This window comes from Steroidobacter agaridevorans, assembly GCF_009932555.1.
GTDB lineage: Bacteria > Pseudomonadota > Gammaproteobacteria > Steroidobacterales > Steroidobacteraceae > Steroidobacter > Steroidobacter agaridevorans.
Map to the genome: position 1 here is coordinate 151,371 of NZ_BLJO01000012.1, position 19,958 is coordinate 171,328.

Below are 19,958 nucleotides of genomic sequence, written 5' to 3' on the forward strand. Positions count from 1 at the left end.
TACGTGCCGCTGTCACATCGGCTCATTATGAATAACAAGTCCGAGCCAGGATTAAGCAATGGTCTTATGCCGGGACGAGGGTGGCGCACGAGCAGCAAGCAGTCACTACGGACTGACACTTAGGTAGTCCGGAACACTCTTTGTTTGTTCGGCGGCGCGCTGCCGCATAATCTCGCGGGGCATCGCCTACTCAAAGGAACATTTTCGATGATCGCGCTTCTGGAGGCTCATCGCGCCGGCTTGCTGGGACGCGCCCATTGGGCACGGAACATTGTTTCCGGCATCGTCGTCGGCGTGGTTGCCCTGCCGCTGGCCATGGCATTCGCCATCGCCTCGGGCGCCAAGCCCGAGCAGGGGCTGTACACGGCCATCGTGGCCGGCCTGCTGGTCTCGGCGTTTGGCGGCAGCCGGCTGCAGATCGCCGGGCCGACCGGGGCGTTCATCGTCATCCTGTCGGGAGTGACGGCTGAACACGGTATCGACGGCCTGCAGATCGCGACTTTGCTGGCCGGCGTGATGCTGCTGTTACTCGGCATCGCGCGGCTGGGCGCCATCATCAAATTCATTCCCGATCCGGTGATCCTGGGATTCACCGCGGGCATCGCCGTCGTCATCTGGACCGGCCAGTGGCGCGATTTCTTCGGGCTGCCCGGCGTGACCGGCCAGCACTTCCACGAGAAGCTCTGGCATACGTTGCAGGTGCTGCCGCAGGCACACCTGGGAACGACGGCGCTGGCCGCCGCGACGCTGCTGATCGTGCTGTTCGCGCCGCGCCTGTCTTTTCTCAAGCGGGTCCCCGGTCCGCTTCTCGGGCTGCTGTTCGCCACGATCGTGCAGGCGACGTTTCATATCGATGGCGTGGCGACGATCGGGTCGGCGTTCGGCGGCATTCCTCGAGGTTTGCCGACGCTGCAGATGCCGGAGATCACGGCGGATCGTGTAATCGAGCTGATCGGGCCCGCGTTTACTATCGCGATGCTGGGTGCGATCGAATCCCTCTTATCCGCTGTGGTCGCGGACGGCATGGCGGGGACGCGTCACGATTCGAATCAGGAACTGATCGGACAGGGCATCGCGAATATAGCCGCGCCATTGTTCGGCGGTTTCGCCGCGACCGGCGCGCTCGCGCGAACAGCGACGAACGTGCGCAATGGCGGCTCCAGCCCGCTTGCGGGCATCGTGCATGCGCTGACGCTGGTGCTCATCGTGCTCGCACTCGCGCCCCTGGCTGTGCACATTCCGTTAGCGGCGCTTGCGGCCATCCTGTTCGTCGTGGCCTGGAACATGAGCGAAGCCGGCCACGTCATCAAGATGGTTCGACGGGCGCCGACGGCCGATGTGGTGGTGCTGGCGCTGACATTCGGTCTCACCGTGTTCGTCGACCTGGTGGTCGCGGTCAACATCGGTGTGATCGTCGCGGTCCTGCATTTCCTGCGCCGGATGGCGAGCAGCGTGGAGGTGCAACAGCAGACTCATCAGGACTTGAGCCGCGAGTTCGCGCATCGGGGCCTGACTTTCCCGCCCGGAATACTGGCGTTCGCCGTGGAAGGGCCGTTTTTTTTCGGCGCCGTCGAGAATTTCGAGCGGGCGCTGGCGGCCACCCGCACCGATCCGGAAGTGCTGATCATCCGATTGCGCTGGGTGCCGTTCATGGACATCACCGGTCTGCAGACGCTGGAAGAAGTCATCCGCGATCTGCATCGGCGTAAAGTGCGCGTGATGCTGACCGGAGCCAATGAGCGCGTCGCCGGCAAGCTGCACCGGGCCGGCATTGTCGATCTGATCGGCGGCGAAAACTTCTGTGAGAATCTGGAGCAGGCGCTGGCGCGCTTGAACTCTGCCCCGGCTCAGTGATGATGCACGTGGCCGGATGCCGGTATCGACACCCAGATCATCCAGGCGCCAAACAACAGCAGTAGCGCGCCGCTGGCGAAGCGCGGCCAACGGCTCTTGAGGAAGCGTTGCATCTGCGAGGCGAGCACACTGCTCGTCAACATGGAGGGCAGCGTGCCGAGGCCAAAGACGAACAGAATCGCTGCTCCATTCAACGCATGCCCGCCGAGCGCGGCAAACAACAACATCGAATAGACGAGGCCACACGGCAGCCAGCCCCATAAAAAGCCGAGCGCGATCGCTCGAGTGTGTCCGGTCAATTTGCCGGCCCCGAGCGTGAACGGCTGCAGGCGGCGCCAGAATTTCGCGCCGAACGTTTCCAGCCATCGCAGCGGATTCCAGGGCGACAGGATGCGCAGGGCGATCAACATCAACAGCACGCCGCTGGCAATGCGCAACGCGGCTCCGATGCGCGCGAGATCCAGCACTGCTTGCAGCGTCGCGCCGATCAAACCGCAAATCGCGCCGGCCGTCGCATATCCACTGAGACGACCTACATGGTAGGAGAGGGCGTTGCCGAACGCCGCGCCGGGGCTCGTCGCGGTGACGCGAGATCGCATGCCCAGAGCGCCTGCCAATCCTCCGCACATGGCGAAACAATGAGCGCTGCCGGCAACACCGGCGACGAACGCGGCGGAAAGGCCGATGGCGGCGCTCGCGTCAGGCATCGCCAGGCGATTCATTTGTTGGCGGCTCGTCGCGCAGGGCGTCCCAGCCCGGCGATTCGAGATCGTCGAACTGCCCGGCGTTCACTGCCCAGAAGAAGCCCCAGCCCGCGAAGATCACCAGCGCCAGGCTCAACGGAATCAGAACGAACAGAATGCTCATGCCGTCGTCTCCCGAAGATGAGCGGATGTAACCACCGGTGACGCAGCGGTGTGTCGAGCTCCACGCGGCAGCAGCCGAGTCGAGTTCAACATCACGGCGACCGAGCTGAGGGACATGCCCAGCGCCGCGAGCCACGGCGGGATGAATCCCAGCGCCGCCAGCGGTATCGAGCCCAGATTGTAGATCGCCGCCCACAGCAGATTCTGTTTTGCGATCCGCAGTGTGCGTCGAGCGAGCAGAACGGCTTCGGGAAGCGCCGCCAGGTTGTCGCTGACCAGAACGAGCCCGGCACTCGCATGCGCCAGCGCCGAGCCTCGCCCCATGGCGATAGAAACATCCGCCGCACCCAGGACCGGCGCATCGTTGACGCCATCGCCAATGACGGCGACCCGCCTGCCTTGCTTCTGAAGGTTGAGCACGTGGGTGAGCTTCTGTTTCGCCGAGTGGCGGGCGAATTGCTCTGTAATGCCACATTGGCGAGCTATGGACTGCACGGCTTCGGAGCCGTCGCCACTGAGGATCTGAGGTTCGATGTTCAACGAGCGAAGCTGACTCACGGCGCTGGCGGCGGCCGGGCGCAGCGAGTCGGTGAGCTCGAACCACGCGAGCGCGCGTTGCTCGTCGGCGAGCATGATGACGCTGCCTGTCAACGCTGTGGGCTGCTGCTGCTCCCGACAAAGCTCGGCAACAAAGTCCGGCGAGCCGATGCGATACAGGCGGCCCCCGATTCGCCCTTGCACGCCGCGGCCGGCGATCGTTTGCATGTCCTCGACCGTGCCTTGGTCGAGATAAGGCGCGAACGCGCGAGCCAAGGGATGTTCCGATGCTTGTTCGAGCAGCGCCGCCGTGTGCAGGCATTGCTGTTCGCTGAGACCGGCGAGCGCGATGCATCGGGAGATTCGCAGTTCGCCTTGCGTCAGCGTGCCGGTCTTGTCGAAGACGATATGGTCCACTTTGGCCAGGCTCTCGAGCGCATCGGGATCGGTCAGCAGGATACCGTGGCGCCCGAGGGTCGCGGTCGCTGAAGCCAGCGCCGCAGGCGTCGCGATCGCGAACGCGCACGGGCAGGCGACGACCAGCACGGCGAGTGTCGCAGCGAAGGCTTGTGACGGATCGATCGCCAGCCATGCGGCGCAGGTCAGCCCGGCCCCGATCAGCACATAGCCGAGAAACCTGGCGGCCGCCGAGTCGGCATTGCGCGCCAGCGCCGGCTTGTACGTTTGGGCCCGCTGCATGAGCGCGACGATGTGAGATAGCGCTGTGTCCGTGCCCAGAGCCGTGATCGCGATGCTGATCGGGCCGTCGACATTGATAGTGCCCGCGACCACTCGCTGGCCGATCTTCCGATGTACCGGCAGCGATTCGCCCGTCAGCATGGCTTCATCGATGTGCGCGTCCGCGTCGAGCAATTTACCGTCCGCCGGCAATACCTCGCCTCGACGCACCTGGATCACACCGCCGAGGAGCAGCGATGTCACGGGCACATCTTCGATACCGTTTGCGCCGACTCGGTGGGCAATGGAAGGCAATTGCCTCGCGAGCGCATCGGTAACACCCGCCGTGTGCTGACGAACGCTCATCTGCACGAAGCGGCCCAGCGTCAGGAAGAAGATGAACATGGTGACCGAGTCGAAATAGACTTCGCCGCCTGCGCCGCTGAAGGTGTTCCAGACGCTGGCGCCATAGGCGAGCACCAGCGCGATGCTCACCGGTACGTCCATGCCGATCGAGCGGCTGCGCACGCTGTTCCATGCGCTCGACAGGATCGGCGCGCCGGCGTAGAACATGACCGGTGTCGCGACCAGCAGGCTGACCATGCGGAAGTAGCTGAGCAGTCGCGGCTCCATGATTTCGTTCGCCAGCTCGGCCGAATAGACCGCGACCGCGAACATCATCACCTGCATCATGCCAAAGCCCGCGACGGCCAGACGCTTGAGGCTATCGCGCCGCTCCTCGCGAAGCGCCTGCGTGACGGTTTCGTCTGTGACCGGATGCGGCACATAGCCGAGCTGCGCGATGGTGCGCATGATGTCGGCTAGATTCAGTTGGGCATTGTTCCAGATTACGCTGGCGCGGCCCGTGGCGGCGTTGACACTCACATCGTGTACACCGCCGAGCCGTCGCAAGACCTGATCGATCAGCCAGCTGCACGCCGAGCAGCGCAGCCCTTCGATGAGCAGCGTGACCGACGTTTGTTCCTTGGACGTCCGAGTGAACTGGGCGGCGAACTGTGGATCGGCGTAGACGCGCCACTTATCGCTCTGACTGCCGTCGCCAGGTCGAACGGAACTGCCGTCGCGATAACGATAGAAATCACCGAGGCCCGTGCCAGCGATCAGCTCCGCAACTGCCTGGCACCCACTGCAGCACACTGGTTCGTCGCGTTGCTCGACGCGAGCAACTAGCGTCGATCCGCGCAAAGGCTCGCCGCAGTGGAAACAAACGTTCATCGGGCCGCCGGGGCGATGAATCTCGCCTTGGAGCGGGCTTCGATGGCGCCGTCGTCGGAGCGAGCCACGATCTGAATGTCCCGGCCACCGCTGATCGCGCTGCTGGGCGCACGAATGCGGACGGCTGCGCTCACGACTTCACCGGCGCCGACGCGTTGCAGCTCGCGATCGGTATCTACAGTGACGCCATCGATGCCTTCAGCCGTGACGCGCAGCGCGTGCTCGCGCGTGTCCTTGTTGATGAAACGGATCGTGTAGACGTTTTCGATCAGCCCGCCTTCGATGGGGCGATACAGGGCGTTGCGGTCGCGGAGCACGTCGACTTCGATCAGATGACGATTCGCGACGGCGACGCCGAAGCCGACGATCAATGCCAGCAGCACCGAGCCGTAGATGACCGTGCGCGGCCGGACGACGCGAGTGGGTTTGTTATCCATGGCGTTCTGCGTCGTGTATCGAACCAGCCCACGCGGGTAGTTCATCTTGTCCATCACGCTGTCGCAGGCGTCGATGCAGGCGGCGCAGGCGATGCACTCCATCTGCAGGCCCTGGCGAATGTCGATGCCGGTCGGACACGCCTGCACGCACAGCTTGCAATCGATGCAGTCGCCGAGACCTTTGCTCTTGGGGTCGACGCCACGCGCACGAGAGCCGCGCGGGTCGCCGCGCTTGGCGTCATAAGAGATAACGAGAGTGTTCCTGTCGAACATCGCGCCTTGGAAGCGCGCATACGGACACATGTATTTGCAGACCTGCTCTCGCATGTAGCCCGCGTTGCCGTAGGTCGCGAAGCCGTAGAACAGAATCCAGAACAGCTCCCAGCCGCCGAGCGTCGCCGTCCAAACCGAATCCGTGAGCACACGCACCGGTGTGAAGTAGCCGACGAAGGTATAGCCGGTGTAGAGCGCGAACGACACCCACAGCAGCTGCTTGCCGGTCTTGCGAGCGACCTTATTCAACGACCATCCGGCCTGATCCAAACGCATGCGCTGCTGCCGATTGCCTTCGGTCCAGCGTTCCATCCAGACGAAGATCTCGGTCCAGACGGTTTGCGGACAGGCGTAGCCGCACCACAAACGGCCGGCCAGCGCGGTGAAGAAGAACAAAGACAGGGCGGCGATGATGAGCAGCCAGCTCAGCAGGAAGAAGTCCTGCGGAAAGAACGTCAGCCCGAAGATATAGAACTTGCGCGCCGGCAGATCGAACAGCACGGCTTGCCGGCCCTCCCACTGCAGCCAGGGCAGGGCGTAGAACAACCCGAGCAGCGCGATGGTGGCGGCGACGCGCAGCCGGTTGAAGCGTCCCTCGACCTCACGCGGATAGACCTTCTGATGAGCAACATAAAGACTGCCGTCATTGTTGACGGGCGGCTGCAGCGGGCGGGCGGCGTTCATCGATGTTCCCGGTCCGCCGCGCCGTTGCGTGTCTCGATCAGATAGGCTGTGAGAAAGCTGGCGATGGCGGACATCATCCAGAAAAAGAAAAAGCCGACGGTGTAGCCGGCGCGACGATCCGCCAGCCACGCCGGCGGCGCGGCATCAGTCACGAGCAGTTGTGGGTCGAAACAAGCGAAGAACAACAGCGTGGCGACGCATGCCGCGAGAAACGAAGCCCACAGCAGCACTCCCAGGTCTTCCAGGAAGTGCGGCCAGCGGGTGGGTGAAGTTGTCTGCTCAGTTCGCGGCATGCATCTGCGCCTCGTTGAGGCTGAGCACATAGGCGGCGAGCAGTTTCACTTTGGTATCCCCGAGCAGATCCCGGTGCGCGGGCATCTGGTTGTCGCGGCCGTTCGTGATGGTCGCGCGCACGGTGTCGAAGTCGCCGCCGTGCAGCCAGATGTTGTCGGTGAGATTCGGTGCACCGAGCATCGCGTTGCCCTTGGCATCGACGCCATGGCAACCGACACACAAAGTGGCAAACCGTTGCTGACCGGCGGCTACCCAATCGGCGGGTGCTTTGCCGCCGCTCAAGCTCACGACATACGAGGCAACTTCGTTGACGCCTTGTTCGCCGAGCGCGCCGCCGAGTGCGGGCATCATGCCGTGACGGCCTTGCGCGATCGATTCCAGCAGCCGCTGCTCGTCGCCGCCCCACAGCCAGTCTTGGTCGGTGAGATTGGGAAAGCCTTTGGCGCCGCGCGCATCCGAGCCGTGACACCCGGCGCAGTTCGCGCTGTACAGATTCTTGGCAGTCGCCATCGCGTTGCCGTTATTGGCCAGTTCGGTCAGGGAACGATCCTGCAACGAGGCCAGCCGCTCTTCGAAGTTGGCGCGCTGGCGTGCGACTTGCTCTTCGTACTGGCCGACGGAGCTCCACTTCGACGTGCCGGCAAAGTTGCCCATGCCGGGATAGAAGGTGAGATAGGCCGCGCCAAAGAGGATGGTGACGATGAACAGGCCCAGCCACCAGCGCGGCAGCGGATTGTTCAACTCTTCCAGATCGCCGTCCCAGACATGACCTGTCGCGCCCGAGCCCTCGGCGGATTTCTGATCCGATGTGTCCGCTACCGGCACGCGCGTGCGAGCGGTCCACCACATCAGCCACAGACACGCGACGATGTTGATCGCAGTGAAGACGATGATGAAAACACTGGCGGGCTGGCGAATCATCGCGGCTGTTCCTGAGTCGGATCCTGGTCTTCGAGCGGCAGGCGCGCCATGCGGTCGAAGTCATGCTTGCGGTTCTTGTTCCAGGCCCACGCCCATAGGGTCATGAAGGCAAGAAACAGAATCAGCGTCAGCAGGCCGCGCACCAGGCCCACGTTCAGTTCGATGCTCATCGTTGACTCTTGGCTATTTGTTGGGCGGAACCATCGGCGGCCTTGGGCTCGCCGTAAAACTTCAAACCCTGCATGTAAGCGATCAGCGCTTCCATCTCACTGCGGTTACGCACGGCTTCCGGCGCATCCGCAATTTCCTGTGACGTGTACGGCACGCCGATCTTCTGCAGCGCCTGCATCTTTGCTTGCGTGGCGGCGGGATCGATCGTGCGCTCGGCGAGCCATGGGAAGCCCGGCATGTTCGATTCGGGCACCACGTCGCGAGGATTCATCAGGTGGATGCGATGCCATTCGTCGGTGTAGCGGCCGCCGACGCGCGCGAGATCGGGTCCGGTGCGCTTGGAGCCGAACTGGAACGGATGGTCGTAAACCGCTTCACCGGCGATCGAGTAATGGCCGTAGCGCTCGGTCTCGGCCGGCAACGGCCGCACCATCTGCGAATGGCAGTTGTAACAACCTTCGCGGACATAAACGTCACGGCCTTCCAGTGCCAGCGCAGAGTAGGGCTTGATGCCCGGCGAGGGTTCGACGACCGAGCTTTGCATGTAGAGCGGAGCAATCTCCACGAGGCCGCCAATACTGATGACGATGGCAATGAGAGCTCCCATCCAGGCAATCTTCTTTTCGAGGAATTCGTGTTTCATGATGACGATCAATGACTGGTGGCGGGAGCGAGCACCGGCACGTCGACCGGCTGCGTGTCACGCACGGTGCGCCACACGTTGTAAGCCATGATGACCATCCCGCTCAGGAACATCAGGCCGCCGAGCAGTCGGATGCCGTAGTACGGATAGGTCGCTTTGAGCGATTCGACGAAGGTGTAGGTCAGCGTGCCGTCGCTGTTCACGGCGCGCCACATCAGGCCTTGCATCACGCCGGCGATCCACATCGAGGTGACGTACAGCACGATGCCGATGGTGGCGACCCAGAAGTGCGCGTCCATGAGCTTGACGCTCCACATCTGCTGCTTGCCGAACAGCCGCGGAATCATTTGATACATCGCCGCGATGGTGATGAAGGCAACCCAGCCGAGCGCGCCGGCATGCACGTGACCGATGGTCCAATCGGTATAGTGCGACAGCGCGTTCACCGTCTTGATGGACATGAGCGGCCCTTCGAACGTCGCCATGCCGTAAAACGACAGCGATACGACCAGGAATTTCAGGATGGGATCGGTACGCAACCGATGCCACACGCCCGACATGGTCATCAGGCCGTTGATCATGCCGCCCCACGACGGCGCCAGCAGGATCAGCGAGAACACCATGCCCAGCGACTGCGCCCAGTCGGGCAGCGAGGTGTAGTGCAGGTGATGCGGGCCGGCCCACATGTAGATGGAGATCAGCGCCCAGAAGTGCACGATGGACAGCCGATAGGAATAAATCGGCTTGCCGGCCTGCTTGGGCACGACGTAGTACATCATTCCCAGGAAGCCGGCGGTCAGGAAGAATCCCACCGCGTTATGGCCGTACCACCACTGCACCATGGCGTCGACGACGCCGGAATAGATGACGTACGACTTGGTCGGCGAGACCGGGATCGCCAGGTTGTTGACGATGTGCAGGACTGCGATGGTGATGATGTACGAGGCGAAGAACCAGTTCGCGACGTAGATATGTTTCACCGTGCGTTTGACGATGGTGCCGAAGAACACGACGCCGTAGGCGATCCATACCGCGGCGATCAGCAGATCGATGGGCCATTCGAGCTCCGCATATTCCTTGCTCTGAGTCATGCCCAGCGGCAGCGTGATGGCCGCGGCCACGATCACCACCTGCCAGCCCCAGAACGTGAACGCGGCGAGACGATCGGAGAACAAGCGTGCATGACAGGTCCGCTGCACGACGTAGTACGAGGTTGCGAACAGCGCACAGCCGGCGAAGGCGAAGATCACCGCATTCGTATGCAGCGGACGCAGGCGGCTGTAAGTGAGCCACGGAATGTCGAAGTTCAACGCCGGCCACAACAGCTGCGCGGCGATGAATGCGCCCACCGCCATGCCGACGATGCCCCAGACGACAGTCATGATCGCGAACTGGCGAACGACTTTGTCGTTGTACGTGGCGCGCGCCTCGGTGCCGGCGTATGGAAGCGCGGCGCTGGCGGGCAAAACATTGGCGGACATCTAAAGCCTCTTTGCGCAAGTTTCAATCGGCGCAGCAAAGGTACCGTGCAGCAGACTTTTTCTAATTACGGAGAGCCCGAGAGAGACTGCGGACCAGCCCTGAGTGGTAACGCTGAGTGCGGCTGGAGATGTCGACTGCGTCTCGCTTTGGAGGCGGAGGCTGCGCCGATGGCGATCATGCCCTTCGCGTCATGCGAACGAGCGAGAGCGAATGTTTCAGGGTTTGCCTGATGCGATCAGATGACTTTGGAGAACTGCGTGCTGGCTGAGCGAGGCAGGTAAGCGTCGAAGACCATGGCGATGGTTCGCAGGAGCGCGCGGCCGCGCTCCGTCACTTGGATCGCATTGGCGTCGCGGGCTATCAAGCCGTCGCCGGCCAAGCCATTCAACGCGACCAGTTCGCTGGCGAAGTAGTTATCGAATTCGACCGCGTAGCGATTCTCGATCTCACGCATGCAAAGCTCACCCTTGCACATGAGCCGCTGAATGATTTCACGACGCAATACGTCGTCCATGCTCAGCGCGATCCCGCGGTCCACCGGCAGCCGGCCCTGGTCGAGCGCGGCGTAGTAGCCGGACAAGTCCTTGCGGTTTTGGGAGTATGAGTTGCCCACTGCACCGATGGCACTCACGCCCAGGCCGATCAGGTCGCAGTCGCCATGCGTGGAATAGCCCTGGAAGTTGCGATGCAGACTGCCGTCGCGCATCGCGCGGGCGAGGTCGTCATCGGGCAGGGCGAAGTGATCCATTCCGATATACACATAACCTGCGTCGGTGAGTCGCTCGACGGTGAGCGCGAGCAATTGCAGGCGTGTTTCTGCATCGGGCAATTGGTCGGCTCGGATCGCTCGCTGTGCCTTGAAGAGGCGAGGCATGTGCGCGTACCCGTAGGCGGCGATGCGGTCGGGACGCATCCGCACGACTGTGTCGAGGGTCTCGCCGAAACTTTCGGTGGTTTGGAGCGGCAGTCCGTAGATGAGATCGAAGCTCACGGAGCGATATCCCAACGCGCGAGCCTGCGTCATGCATTCCGCAATCTGTTCGGCGCTCTGTATCCGATTCACCGCCCGTTGCACCCGTGGATCGAAATCCTGAACGCCGAGGCTGAGCCGGTTGAAGCCCAACTTTGCCAGCTCCGCGAGAGAGGTCGCCTGGAGCGTGCGCGGATCGATCTCGATGGAAAATTCCCGCTGCTCGGAGCGATCGATAGCGAAGTGTCGTCCCAGATGCTCGACCAGCGCTCCGAGCTGCCCCAGGGTCAGATAGGTCGGCGTGCCGCCGCCGAAGTGCAATTGAAGGGCAGTTCTACGCCGCGCGAACAACGCACTCTGCAATTCGATCTCACGCTGTAAGCGTTGCAGATACTGCTCGGCGTGCACCGGATTCTGGGTGATGATCTTGTTACAGCCGCAGTAGAAGCACGGTTTCGCACAAAACGGCACGTGCACATAGATCGACAGCGGCCGCGAGGCGCCGGCGTTACTCAATAAAGCGACGCGGCGGTAGCTTTGCTCGTCGAAGCCGGGATGAAACTGAACTGCCGTGGGATAGGACGTGTAGCGAGGTCCATGGCAGTCATAACGACGGATCAACGTGGCGTCGAGTTTCATTCGCGGCCTTGTGGCGGAGGAACCTGGACGGACCGAAGCGGGCCGGCCTGTGGCGACTATTTATAGAGAGGCCGCTGCCGCGCCGCGCTCCGGACCTCCACGCAAGGGCTGCGGGATAGTCCGGAACGGCTACAGGCTGTAATCCTTGCCGGCATTGGGCGGGGAATTGCATCAATTCCCGACAGACTCTTGCATCGAATAGAAAAATTCCCAATATAAAGGTCGGCGACTGCCAGCGGGGGCGGAGACAACAATGCAGACCTCTCAAGAGCGGCCTATGACGACGTTCCGTGTGGCGGACAGTGCGCCACCCGGTCCGGCACGCCACGACTCCTCTTCCCAGCCCGACCCCGCACCGCACCTGCTCTCGATCGAAAGCCGCATGCTGCGCGCATTGCTCCATGCATTCGGCGATCCGCCGGTTCAGCTGGCGCTCTGGAATGGTGAGCGCGTCGGCGCCCCGGACGCGGTGGCGACTCTGCATATCCCGGATCGAGCCACCTTGATGCGCCTGTGCCGGGATCCCGACCTGCAGTTCGGCGAGCTGTATAGCATCGGCAAGATTCAGGTCGAGGGCGATATCGGCCGCCTCATCGAGGTGTTGTATCAAGGCTCGGCCAGGCCGGGCCGCAACTCCATCTCGGCGCTGCGGCGTGTGGGGCAATGGTTGCATCGGCGGCCTGCCAATACGTTGCATGGCTCGCGCGAGAATATTCATCACCATTACGACATCGGTAACGAGTTCTATTCCCTGTGGCTGGGCTCGACCATGGCGTACACCTGCGCATACTTCCCGACGCCCGATGCGACCCTGGACGAGGCGCAGAACGCCAAGATGGAGCACGTGTGTCGCAAGTTGCAGCTGCGTCCGGGGCAGACCGTCGCCGAAGCCGGTTGCGGCTGGGGCGGGCTCGCGCTGTATATGGCGCGTCACCATGGCGTGAAGGTCAGGGCCTTCAATATCTCGCGGGAGCAAATCGCATTTGCGCGCGAGCGTGCCAAGGCCCAGGGGCTGGAAAACAACGTCGAGTTCGTCGAAGACGACTATAGAAACATCCGCGGCCAGTACGACGCCTTCGTTTCGGTGGGCATGCTCGAGCACGTCGGCGTCGAGAACTATCCCGGGCTGGGAGAGGTCGTTCGCGGTTGTCTGAAGCCGGAAGGGCTGGGGTTGATCCACACCATCGGCCGTAACCGCTGGAAGCCCATGCATCGCTGGATCGATCGACGCATCTTCCCGGGCGCGAATCCGCCGTCGCTCAAGCAGATGATGGAAATCTTCGAGGACGCGGAGTTCTCGGTGCTCGACGTCGAGAACCTGCGGCTGCATTACGCCAAGACCCTCGACTGGTGGTGGCGGTTGTATGAGGAGTCGCGCGACCAGGTGGAGCGCATGTTCGATGCGAACTTCGTGAGAATGTGGCGTCTGTATCTCGCCGGTTCGCGCGCCGCGTTCGTCACCGGTGAAATGCAGCTGTTCCAGGTGGTGTTCTCCGCCGGCGCCAATAACAAGATTCCAATGACGCGTGAGCACCTGTATCGCCCATGAGCGCAGACACTTGTGATGTCCTGATCGTCGGCGGCGGCCCGGCCGGATCCACTTGCGCGCGCACACTGCGGCGCGCCGGGCTGGACGTGCTCATCATGGACAAGAGCGTGTTCCCGCGGGACAAAGTGTGCGCCGGATGGATCACGCCTCAGGTCGTGCAGGAACTGGACCTCGATGTCGAGGACTATCGACAAAGCCGCGTCCTGCAGCCCATCAATTCATTCATCACCGGCATGGGCGAGCAAGCCAATGCGGCTGTGAGCTACGACAAGATCGTGAGCTACGGCATCCGCCGCTGCGAGTTCGATCATTATTTGTTGGAGCGTAGCGGCGCGCGATTGCGTCTGGGTGAAGCTTGGAAGTCGATGGAACGCCAGGGCGATCGCTGGCTGGTCAATGGCGAGATTTCTGCGCCTTTGGTCATCGGTGCCGGTGGGCACTTCTGTCCCGTCGCGCGCTTCCTCGGTGCGCACCTCGGCAAGGAGGAGCGGGCCATCAGCGCTCAGGAAATCGAGTTCGAGCTGAATGAGTCGCAGGCTGCGCAATGTTCGGTCACGGGCGAGCGGCCGGAGCTGTATTTCTGCGATGACCTGAAGGGTTACGGCTGGTGCTTCCGCAAAGGCAACTATCTCAACGTAGGTTTGGGCCGTGAAGGCAACCATCGGCTGGCCGAGCACGTGCAAACGTTTGCACGGTCGCTGGCCGCGCAAGGCAGGATTCCGGCGGATCTGCCGGGCAAGTTCAAAGGTCACGCCTACTTGTTATATGCGCACGGCAATCGGCCTGTGATTGCCGACGGCGTGATGATCATCGGCGACGCCGCGGGCCTCGCTTATACGCAAAGCGGCGAGGGCATCCGGCCGGCGATCGAGTCGGGCCTGCTGGCCGCGGCCAATGTGCTCGCTGTGAATCGTGACTATCGTCGCGAGCGTTTGTCTCATTACGAAGCCGCTTTGCAGTCCCGCTTTGGCGAGCGTGGGGAAGCGCCTGCGCTGGCGATGCTCCCCTCCAAACTGCGTCTGGGACTCGCGCGGGCGTTAATGCAAACCCAGTGGTTTGCGCGCAATGTCGTACTCGATCGCTGGTTCCTGCACGCGCAGTTGCCGGCGTTGTCCTCGTAAGCTACTTCACCACCGACCACTGCCAGTCGCGGACCTCCGGCATATCCTCGCCGTGCCGGCGCACGTACTCGCGATGCTCGATGAGCTTGTCACGTAGCCGCTGACGCAGATGGCCGGCTTGCGCGCCGAGTGAGGGCACCAGATCGATGGCGGCCTCCGCCAGGTGGAAGCGGTCGAGATCGTTCAGCACGGTCATATCGAACGGCGTGGTGGTCGTGCCTTCCTCTTTGTAGCCGCGCACGTGCAGGTTGTCATGACCGGCGCGCCGATAGGTGAGGCGATGGATCAGCCAGGGATAGCCATGGAACGCGAACAGGATGGGCTTGTCCTTGGTGAACATGGCGTCGAATTCCTTGTCGCTCATGCCATGCGGATGTTCGCTCTCGGGCTGCAGAGTCATGAGGTCGACCACGTTGACGACGCGGATCTTCAACGACGGCAACCATCCGCGCAGCAGTGAGACGGCCGCCAGGGTTTCCAAGGTCGGCACGTCGCCGCAACACGCCATGACGATATCGGGCGAGCCGTCCTGATCGTTGCTGGCCCAGTCCCAGATGCCGGCGCCGGCGCTGCAATGTTTGATGGCCGCATCCATCGACAGCCACTGGAACTGCGGCTGCTTCCCGGCGACGATGACATTCACGTAGTTGCGACTGCGCAGGCAATGGTCCGTGACGCTCAACAATGTGTTGGCGTCAGGCGGCAGATACACGCGCACGACCTCGGGCTTCTTGTTCACGACATGATCGATGAAACCCGGATCCTGGTGGCTGAAGCCGTTGTGATCCTGGCGCCAGACATGCGAGGTCAGCAGATAGTTGAGCGAGGCGATGGAGCGGCGCCAGGGAATGTGACGGCAGGTTTTCAGCCACTTGGCGTGCTGATTGAACATCGAATCGACGATGTGCACGAACGCCTCGTAGCAGCTGAAGAAGCCGTGCCGGCCGGTCAACAAGTACCCTTCGAGCCAGCCCTGACACTGATGCTCGCTCAGCATCTCCATCACGCGGCCGTCGGAGGCGACTTTGGTATCCGAGGGCAGGATTTCGGCCGCGAGCATGCGCGATGTGACTTCCAGTACATTGTCCCAGCGGTTCGACGTGAACTCGTCTGGCGAGAACAGACGGAAGTTCGCCGACTGCATATTCATCTTCATCACATCCCGAAGGAACGTGCCTTGGAAGCGCGTTGCTTCCGCGATACGTGAGCCGGGCGAGGGCAGCTCGACGGCATATTCGCGGAAATCCGGAAGGCGCAGATCTCGAAGCAAAACCCCGCCGTTCGCATGCGGGTTGTCGCCCATGCGGCGCTTGCCGACCGGGGCGAGCTCGCGCAACGTGGGCTGCAATTTTCCTTCGGCAGTAAACAGCTCCTCGGGCTGGTAGCTGCGCATCCATGCTTCGAGCTGCTGCAAGTGATCTTTCTTCTCGGCGAGCTTTGCCAGCGGCACCTGATGCGAGCGCCAGCTGTTCTCCACCGGCACGCCGTCCACTTCCTCCGGGCCGGTCCAGCCTTTCGGGGTGTGCAGCACGAGCATGGGCCAGCGCGGCCGTTGTTTGAAACCGTTCTTGCGCGCGTCCGCCTGGATCTCACGGATGCGCTCGATCATCCGATCCATCGTTCGAGCCATGGCGAGATGGGTCGCCGCCATGGAATCGGCTTCGTCGATGAAGAACGGCTCGTAGCCGTAGCCCTGCATCAGCTGAGTCAGCTCTTCGCGCGGAATGCGGGCGAGCACCGTCGGGCCGGCAATCTTGTAGCCATTCAAATGCAGGATGGGCAGCACCGCGCCATCGCGCACCGGACTCAGAAACTTGTTCGAGTGCCAGCTGGTCGCGAGCGGGCCGGTTTCGGCTTCGCCATCGCCGATGACGCAGGCCACGATGAGGTCGGGATTGTCGAACGCCGCGCCGGTTGCATGCGACAACGCGTAGCCCAGCTCGCCGCCTTCGTGAATCGAGCCCGGCGTTTCCGGTGCGACGTGACTGGGAATGCCGCCGGGAAACGAGAACTGCTTGAACAGCCGGCGCAGTCCTTCCTTGTCCTCGGAGACATTCGGGTAGTACTCGCTGTACGTGCCTTCGAGATAAACATTGGCCACCAGCGCCGGTCCGCCATGCCCGGGGCCGGCTACATACAGCACGTCCAGGTCGTATTTGCGGATGACGCGGTTCAGATGCGCGTACACGAAGTTGAGCCCGGGCGTCGTGCCCCAGTGGCCCAACAGCCGCGGCTTGATGTGAGACAACTGCAGCGGCTCTTCGAGCAGCGGGTTGTCCATCAGATAGATCTGACCCACCGCGAGATAGTTGGCGGCGCGCCAGTAGGCATGCAGCCGGGTCAGATATTCAGGACTGAGCGTGGGATCGGCTGACATGGCGGGCCCTCGGGCAATGCTTAGCTAATCGTCAGCCATTGCCGAGAGTTTCACCATTCAGCGTAAGGTGCATCTTTACCAGGTGCGCGACCGAGCGCGCCTGCATTTTTTCCATGACGTTGGCGCGGTGAATCTCGACGGTGCGCTCGCTCAGCCCGAGGTCGATGGCGATCACCTTGTTGGCGCGGCCATCGACGACCAGTGCCATCACTTCGCGCTCGCGGGGCGTGAGCGACTCGCTGCGACGCTTGAGATCGGCGTGCCGCTCGACGGTCTCGCGGTTCTCGGCATCCTGTTTCAGTGCGCCGTTGATGCGATCGAGCAGGTCCTGGTCGCGGAACGGCTTCTGTAGAAAATCGAATGCGCCATCTTTCATGGCCTGCACCGCCATCGGAATGTCGCCATGGCCGGTGATGAGGATCACGGGCAGCATCGAGCCGCTGCGGTTGAGCTGCTGCTGCACTTCCAGTCCGCTCATTTCCGGCATGCGCACGTCGAGCACCAGGCAGCCGGGCTGATTCGGATCGAGCTTTTGCAGGAATTCGGCGGGCCGCTCGAAGGTGACGGCGTTGTAGCCGACCGTCGACATGAGCACGCTCAAAGCGCGGCGCATGCCGTCGTCGTCATCGACGATGTAGACCGTGGGTTTTTTGCGAGGGGTGGTTTTGTTAGCCGTCATACTTATCAAACTGCCGCTGGCAATCTGAACCAGAACCTGGCGCCGCCGCCCTCGACATCGTCGCAGCCGATCGCGCCTTCGTGCGCTTCGACGATAGCGCGGCTGGACGCCAGGCCCAAGCCCGTGCCCTGATCCTTGGTGGTGAAAAACGGACGAAACAATTGCGCGCGAGCCTCGGTCGACAAGCCCACGCCATTATCGATCACAGCAGTCGTCACCGCGTAACGATCGCCAGTGACTTCGATGCGGACGCGCGCCGGCCGCTGCGCCGGGCGGGGCGCTTCGAGCGAATTCTGCACGAGCGTGTAGAGCACATGCTGAATGCGCAGCCGATCGACCGAAACGACCGGCAGCGCCTCATCGATCGCCGCTTCCACGTGCACGCCAGCGCGACTCGCCAGCAGTTCCAGCACTGGCATCAGCTCGGCGATCACGTCGGGCATGGCGCAGTTGATGCGCGCCACGGCCACGTCGTTGAACAATTTACGAATGCGTCGGATGCCCTGTCCGGCATTGAGCGCTTCATTGCTGATGTGGCGCAGGACATCCAGCGCCTGCGCCGTCATGGGCTCGGGACGCGACAGCATGCGCTCGGCAGCCTGCGCAAACGTGGCAATGGCGCCGATCGGCTGATTCAACTCGTGCGCAAAGCCGCTGGCCATCTCCTCCAGCGCCGAGGTGCGCGCAATCTGCATCAATTGCTCCAGCAGCCGCGACGTCGCCGGCGCGCCGGAAGCATCGCTGTCAGCGGACATGATGGAGTCGCCGTTGGGCGGCGGCGCGGGCGGGGCGGAGCGGGATTGCCATGATTCCGGGAGTTTCATATGGGTAGCAGACTGCCGCAACCCCTGGCCAGCGACACCCGCGACTTCCACGGAACTCACTACGCCCGCCCCTTAGAGCCGCGACCCCATCGGTATCGATGTTGTGCCGTGGTGAAAAGCGGCATAATTTTCCGGTTACGACGAGATGACGATGGACCAGCTCAGCGATATCACCCAGCACCTGTTGCGCTTTTCCCCGGACGCGTTGATCGTGGTCGACGCCGGCGGCCGCATCCGTTTCGCGAATCGGACGGTCACGGACCTGTTCGGGTATGCGCCGGAACAGTTGCTGGACAAGCCGCTGGAGACGCTGATTCCCGAGCGCCTGCGCGGCAAGCATGTCAGTCATCTGACTGCTTATCTGAACAAACCGGGCAATCGAGAGATGGGCGCGCGTATCGCCGATTTGTTTGCACGCCGCGCCGACGGCAGCGAGTTCGCGGCCGGCATCCGGCTGGCGCCGTTCAAAATCGGCAGCAACCTGTTCGTCGCGGCCGCGATCCGCGACAACACCGAGCGGCAGCAGATCAATGAAGCGCTGATCGCCGCACGCGAAGAAGCCGATCGGGCGAATCGGGCCAAGAGCCGTTTTCTGGCGACGGCCAGCCACGACTTGCGTCAGCCCATTCAAACCATCCGGCTGCTGAATGCAGCCATGCTCAAGATTTCGCGGCCCGATCTGCGCGAGCTGTTACAGCAGCAGGAGCGAGCGATCGAGGGCATGACTCGCATGCTCAACGCGTTGCTCGACATCAGCCGGCTGGAGTCGGGCGCGATCGAGCCGCAGGTCGTGGATGTGCCGCTTGCCGATACGCTGCATCAGCTGACCACCGAGTTCGAATCGGTGGCGCAGGCGCGTGGCATCAGGCTGCGCATCGAACCGGCCGCGTTGGTCGTTTCGACCGATCGCAATCTGTTCTACCAGTTGTTACAGAACCTGGTCGGCAATGCCTTGAAATACACCGATCAGGGGGAAGTCAAAGTCAGCTGCGTGCCGGGCTCGAGCGCGCTCACGATCACCGTGAGCGATACGGGCATCGGCATTCCCGCCGACAAGCTGGATCGCATCTTCGATGAGTACTATCAAGTCGACACGCAGGGCGCCAAGCGCATGGGCGTGGGGCTGGGCCTGGCGATCGTCAAAGAAGTCGCGCGACTCTTGGGATTCAGCGTGAGCATCAACTCGCGGGTCGGCGAGGGTACGCAGGCCGTTGTGAGCATTCCGAACCAATATTTGACGTTGGTGCAAGCGGCCGAGGACTCGACGGCTAGCGCCGAGCCCGCCGGCGGCGCGACACGTCGCTCGCGAGTGCTGCTGGTCGAAGACAACGATGGCGTGCGGCTGGCGACGGAATTGTTTCTTCGATTCGAAGGCTTTCACGTCGAGAGCGCGCCGTCCGCCGCCGAGGCCGAGACGCTGTTCGCGAAATTCCAGCGCGGCGATGTGATCGTCGCCGATTATCATCTCGACGGCCGCAACACCGGCCTGGAGTTGCTGACCCGGCTGCGTCAGCGGCTCGGTTATGACGCTCCCGGCGTCGTGCTCAGTGGCGATCTGCCGTCGGTGTTGCGCTCGTTGCGCACGCCGGTGCCGAATTGCCGCTTTCTGAGCAAACCGGTCGATACTTCTGCCTTGCTCGACGCAATCGACGAATTGTCGGCTCCGGCGCAGAGCGATGCCCAGCGCAGCGGGCTTGCCCGGAGCTGATACGCGGTTGTCCCG

17 protein-coding genes are annotated in these 19,958 nt (G+C 62.7%); 4 read left to right on the forward strand and 13 right to left on the reverse strand.

The genetic code is table 11. The features are described from left to right. The first annotated feature begins 207 nt into the window (after positions 1-207). Entirely contained in the window at positions 208-1,854 is a 1,647-nt protein-coding gene (locus GYH35_RS33015) for a SulP family inorganic anion transporter (protein WP_161815383.1), read from the forward strand. Here GYH35_RS33015 and GYH35_RS33020 read toward each other — a convergent pair. The 10 genes from GYH35_RS33020 to hemN all read right to left on the reverse strand — a co-directional run bounded on the left by GYH35_RS33020 (position 1,848) and on the right by hemN (position 11,685). Further along, a complete protein-coding gene (locus GYH35_RS33020) occupies positions 1,848-2,576 on the reverse strand; it encodes a sulfite exporter TauE/SafE family protein (protein ID WP_161830594.1) in 729 nt (242 codons plus the stop codon). The two genes, GYH35_RS33015 and GYH35_RS33020, sit on opposite strands and share 7 nt — an antisense overlap. Further along, positions 2,554-2,721, reverse strand: coding sequence for a cbb3-type cytochrome oxidase assembly protein CcoS (gene ccoS, locus GYH35_RS33025; protein ID WP_161815381.1), 168 nt, complete (start codon positions 2,719-2,721; stop codon positions 2,554-2,556). Before ccoS ends, GYH35_RS33020 begins: the two co-directional genes overlap by 23 nt. Then, the gene (locus GYH35_RS33030; protein ID WP_161830595.1) at positions 2,718-5,171 is read right to left on the reverse strand and encodes a heavy metal translocating P-type ATPase; all 2,454 of its coding nucleotides are present in this window, start codon (positions 5,169-5,171) and stop codon (positions 2,718-2,720) included. Before GYH35_RS33030 ends, ccoS begins: the two co-directional genes overlap by 4 nt. Then, on the reverse strand, positions 5,168-6,565 hold the full coding sequence (gene ccoG / locus GYH35_RS33035; protein WP_161815379.1) for a cytochrome c oxidase accessory protein CcoG: 1,398 nt from the start codon (positions 6,563-6,565) through the stop codon (positions 5,168-5,170). The genes GYH35_RS33030 and ccoG overlap by 4 nt, the downstream gene beginning before the upstream one ends. Then, positions 6,562-6,858, reverse strand: coding sequence for a hypothetical protein (locus GYH35_RS33040; RefSeq protein WP_161815378.1), 297 nt, complete (start codon positions 6,856-6,858; stop codon positions 6,562-6,564). Before GYH35_RS33040 ends, ccoG begins: the two co-directional genes overlap by 4 nt. After that, the gene (gene ccoP / locus GYH35_RS33045; RefSeq protein WP_161830596.1) at positions 6,845-7,780 is read right to left on the reverse strand and encodes a cytochrome-c oxidase, cbb3-type subunit III; all 936 of its coding nucleotides are present in this window, start codon (positions 7,778-7,780) and stop codon (positions 6,845-6,847) included. The genes GYH35_RS33040 and ccoP overlap by 14 nt, the downstream gene beginning before the upstream one ends. Beyond that, entirely contained in the window at positions 7,777-7,950 is a 174-nt protein-coding gene (locus GYH35_RS33050; RefSeq protein WP_161815376.1) for a cbb3-type cytochrome oxidase subunit 3, read from the reverse strand. Before GYH35_RS33050 ends, ccoP begins: the two co-directional genes overlap by 4 nt. Then, a complete protein-coding gene (gene ccoO, locus GYH35_RS33055) occupies positions 7,947-8,594 on the reverse strand; it encodes a cytochrome-c oxidase, cbb3-type subunit II (protein ID WP_161830597.1) in 648 nt (215 codons plus the stop codon). Before ccoO ends, GYH35_RS33050 begins: the two co-directional genes overlap by 4 nt. An 8-nt stretch (positions 8,595-8,602) precedes the next feature. Continuing rightward, complete coding sequence (gene ccoN / locus GYH35_RS33060; RefSeq protein ID WP_161830598.1) at positions 8,603-10,075, reverse strand: cytochrome-c oxidase, cbb3-type subunit I; 1,473 nt, start codon at positions 10,073-10,075, stop codon at positions 8,603-8,605. Positions 10,076-10,311: 236 nt separating this feature from the next. Next, on the reverse strand, positions 10,312-11,685 hold the full coding sequence (hemN, locus tag GYH35_RS33065; RefSeq protein WP_161830599.1) for an oxygen-independent coproporphyrinogen III oxidase: 1,374 nt from the start codon (positions 11,683-11,685) through the stop codon (positions 10,312-10,314). A 277-nt stretch (positions 11,686-11,962) separates the two neighbouring features. On the opposite strand from hemN, the gene GYH35_RS33070 reads away from it, so the two are divergent. Then, the gene (locus GYH35_RS33070) at positions 11,963-13,234 is read left to right on the forward strand and encodes an SAM-dependent methyltransferase (protein ID WP_161830600.1); all 1,272 of its coding nucleotides are present in this window, start codon (positions 11,963-11,965) and stop codon (positions 13,232-13,234) included. Continuing rightward, on the forward strand, positions 13,231-14,355 hold the full coding sequence (locus GYH35_RS33075; RefSeq protein ID WP_161830601.1) for an NAD(P)/FAD-dependent oxidoreductase: 1,125 nt from the start codon (positions 13,231-13,233) through the stop codon (positions 14,353-14,355). The genes GYH35_RS33070 and GYH35_RS33075 overlap by 4 nt, the downstream gene beginning before the upstream one ends. 1 nt (position 14,356) lies before the next feature. On the opposite strand, the gene GYH35_RS33080 is transcribed toward GYH35_RS33075, so the two are convergent. The 3 genes from GYH35_RS33080 to GYH35_RS33090 are packed head-to-tail and all read right to left on the reverse strand — an operon-like array spanning position 14,357 to position 18,166. Then, on the reverse strand, positions 14,357-16,732 hold the full coding sequence (locus GYH35_RS33080; RefSeq protein WP_161830602.1) for a phosphoketolase family protein: 2,376 nt from the start codon (positions 16,730-16,732) through the stop codon (positions 14,357-14,359). Between the two features lie 31 nt (positions 16,733-16,763). Next, positions 16,764-17,411: a response regulator transcription factor gene (locus GYH35_RS33085; RefSeq protein ID WP_161815369.1), complete on the reverse strand. Its 648-nt coding sequence runs from the start codon at positions 17,409-17,411 to the stop codon at positions 16,764-16,766. A gap of 5 nt (positions 17,412-17,416) precedes the next feature. Then, positions 17,417-18,166, reverse strand: a complete 750-nt coding sequence (locus GYH35_RS33090; protein WP_161815368.1) for a sensor histidine kinase — start codon at positions 18,164-18,166, stop codon at positions 17,417-17,419. Positions 18,167-18,386: 220 nt separating this feature from the next. On the opposite strand from GYH35_RS33090, the gene GYH35_RS33095 reads away from it, so the two are divergent. Beyond that, positions 18,387-19,943, forward strand: a complete 1,557-nt coding sequence (locus GYH35_RS33095; protein WP_161830603.1) for a hybrid sensor histidine kinase/response regulator — start codon at positions 18,387-18,389, stop codon at positions 19,941-19,943. Positions 19,944-19,958 lie beyond the last annotated feature (15 nt).

Bases quoted from the DNA above. Each gene is read 5' to 3' on its own strand.
- hemN (WP_161830599.1), bottom strand. From the start codon at position 11,685: ATGAAACTCGACGCCACGTTGATCCGTCGTTATGACTGCCATGGACCT.
- GYH35_RS33050 (WP_161815376.1), bottom strand. From the start codon at position 7,950: ATGAGCATCGAACTGAACGTGGGCCTGGTGCGCGGCCTGCTGACGCTG.
- GYH35_RS33075 (WP_161830601.1), top strand. From the start codon at position 13,231: ATGAGCGCAGACACTTGTGATGTCCTGATCGTCGGCGGCGGCCCGGCC.
- ccoO (WP_161830597.1), bottom strand. From the start codon at position 8,594: ATGAAACACGAATTCCTCGAAAAGAAGATTGCCTGGATGGGAGCTCTC.
- ccoP (WP_161830596.1), bottom strand. From the start codon at position 7,780: ATGATTCGCCAGCCCGCCAGTGTTTTCATCATCGTCTTCACTGCGATC.
- GYH35_RS33080 (WP_161830602.1), bottom strand. From the start codon at position 16,732: ATGTCAGCCGATCCCACGCTCAGTCCTGAATATCTGACCCGGCTGCAT.
- GYH35_RS33040 (WP_161815378.1), bottom strand. From the start codon at position 6,858: ATGCCGCGAACTGAGCAGACAACTTCACCCACCCGCTGGCCGCACTTC.
- GYH35_RS33015 (WP_161815383.1), top strand. From the start codon at position 208: ATGATCGCGCTTCTGGAGGCTCATCGCGCCGGCTTGCTGGGACGCGCC.
- GYH35_RS33090 (WP_161815368.1), bottom strand. From the start codon at position 18,166: ATGTCCGCTGACAGCGATGCTTCCGGCGCGCCGGCGACGTCGCGGCTG.
- GYH35_RS33030 (WP_161830595.1), bottom strand. From the start codon at position 5,171: ATGAACGTTTGTTTCCACTGCGGCGAGCCTTTGCGCGGATCGACGCTA.
- GYH35_RS33095 (WP_161830603.1), top strand. From the start codon at position 18,387: ATGGACCAGCTCAGCGATATCACCCAGCACCTGTTGCGCTTTTCCCCG.
- ccoS (WP_161815381.1), bottom strand. From the start codon at position 2,721: ATGAGCATTCTGTTCGTTCTGATTCCGTTGAGCCTGGCGCTGGTGATC.
- GYH35_RS33070 (WP_161830600.1), top strand. From the start codon at position 11,963: ATGACGACGTTCCGTGTGGCGGACAGTGCGCCACCCGGTCCGGCACGC.
- GYH35_RS33085 (WP_161815369.1), bottom strand. From the start codon at position 17,411: ATGACGGCTAACAAAACCACCCCTCGCAAAAAACCCACGGTCTACATC.
- ccoG (WP_161815379.1), bottom strand. From the start codon at position 6,565: ATGAACGCCGCCCGCCCGCTGCAGCCGCCCGTCAACAATGACGGCAGT.
- GYH35_RS33020 (WP_161830594.1), bottom strand. From the start codon at position 2,576: ATGAATCGCCTGGCGATGCCTGACGCGAGCGCCGCCATCGGCCTTTCC.
- ccoN (WP_161830598.1), bottom strand. From the start codon at position 10,075: ATGTCCGCCAATGTTTTGCCCGCCAGCGCCGCGCTTCCATACGCCGGC.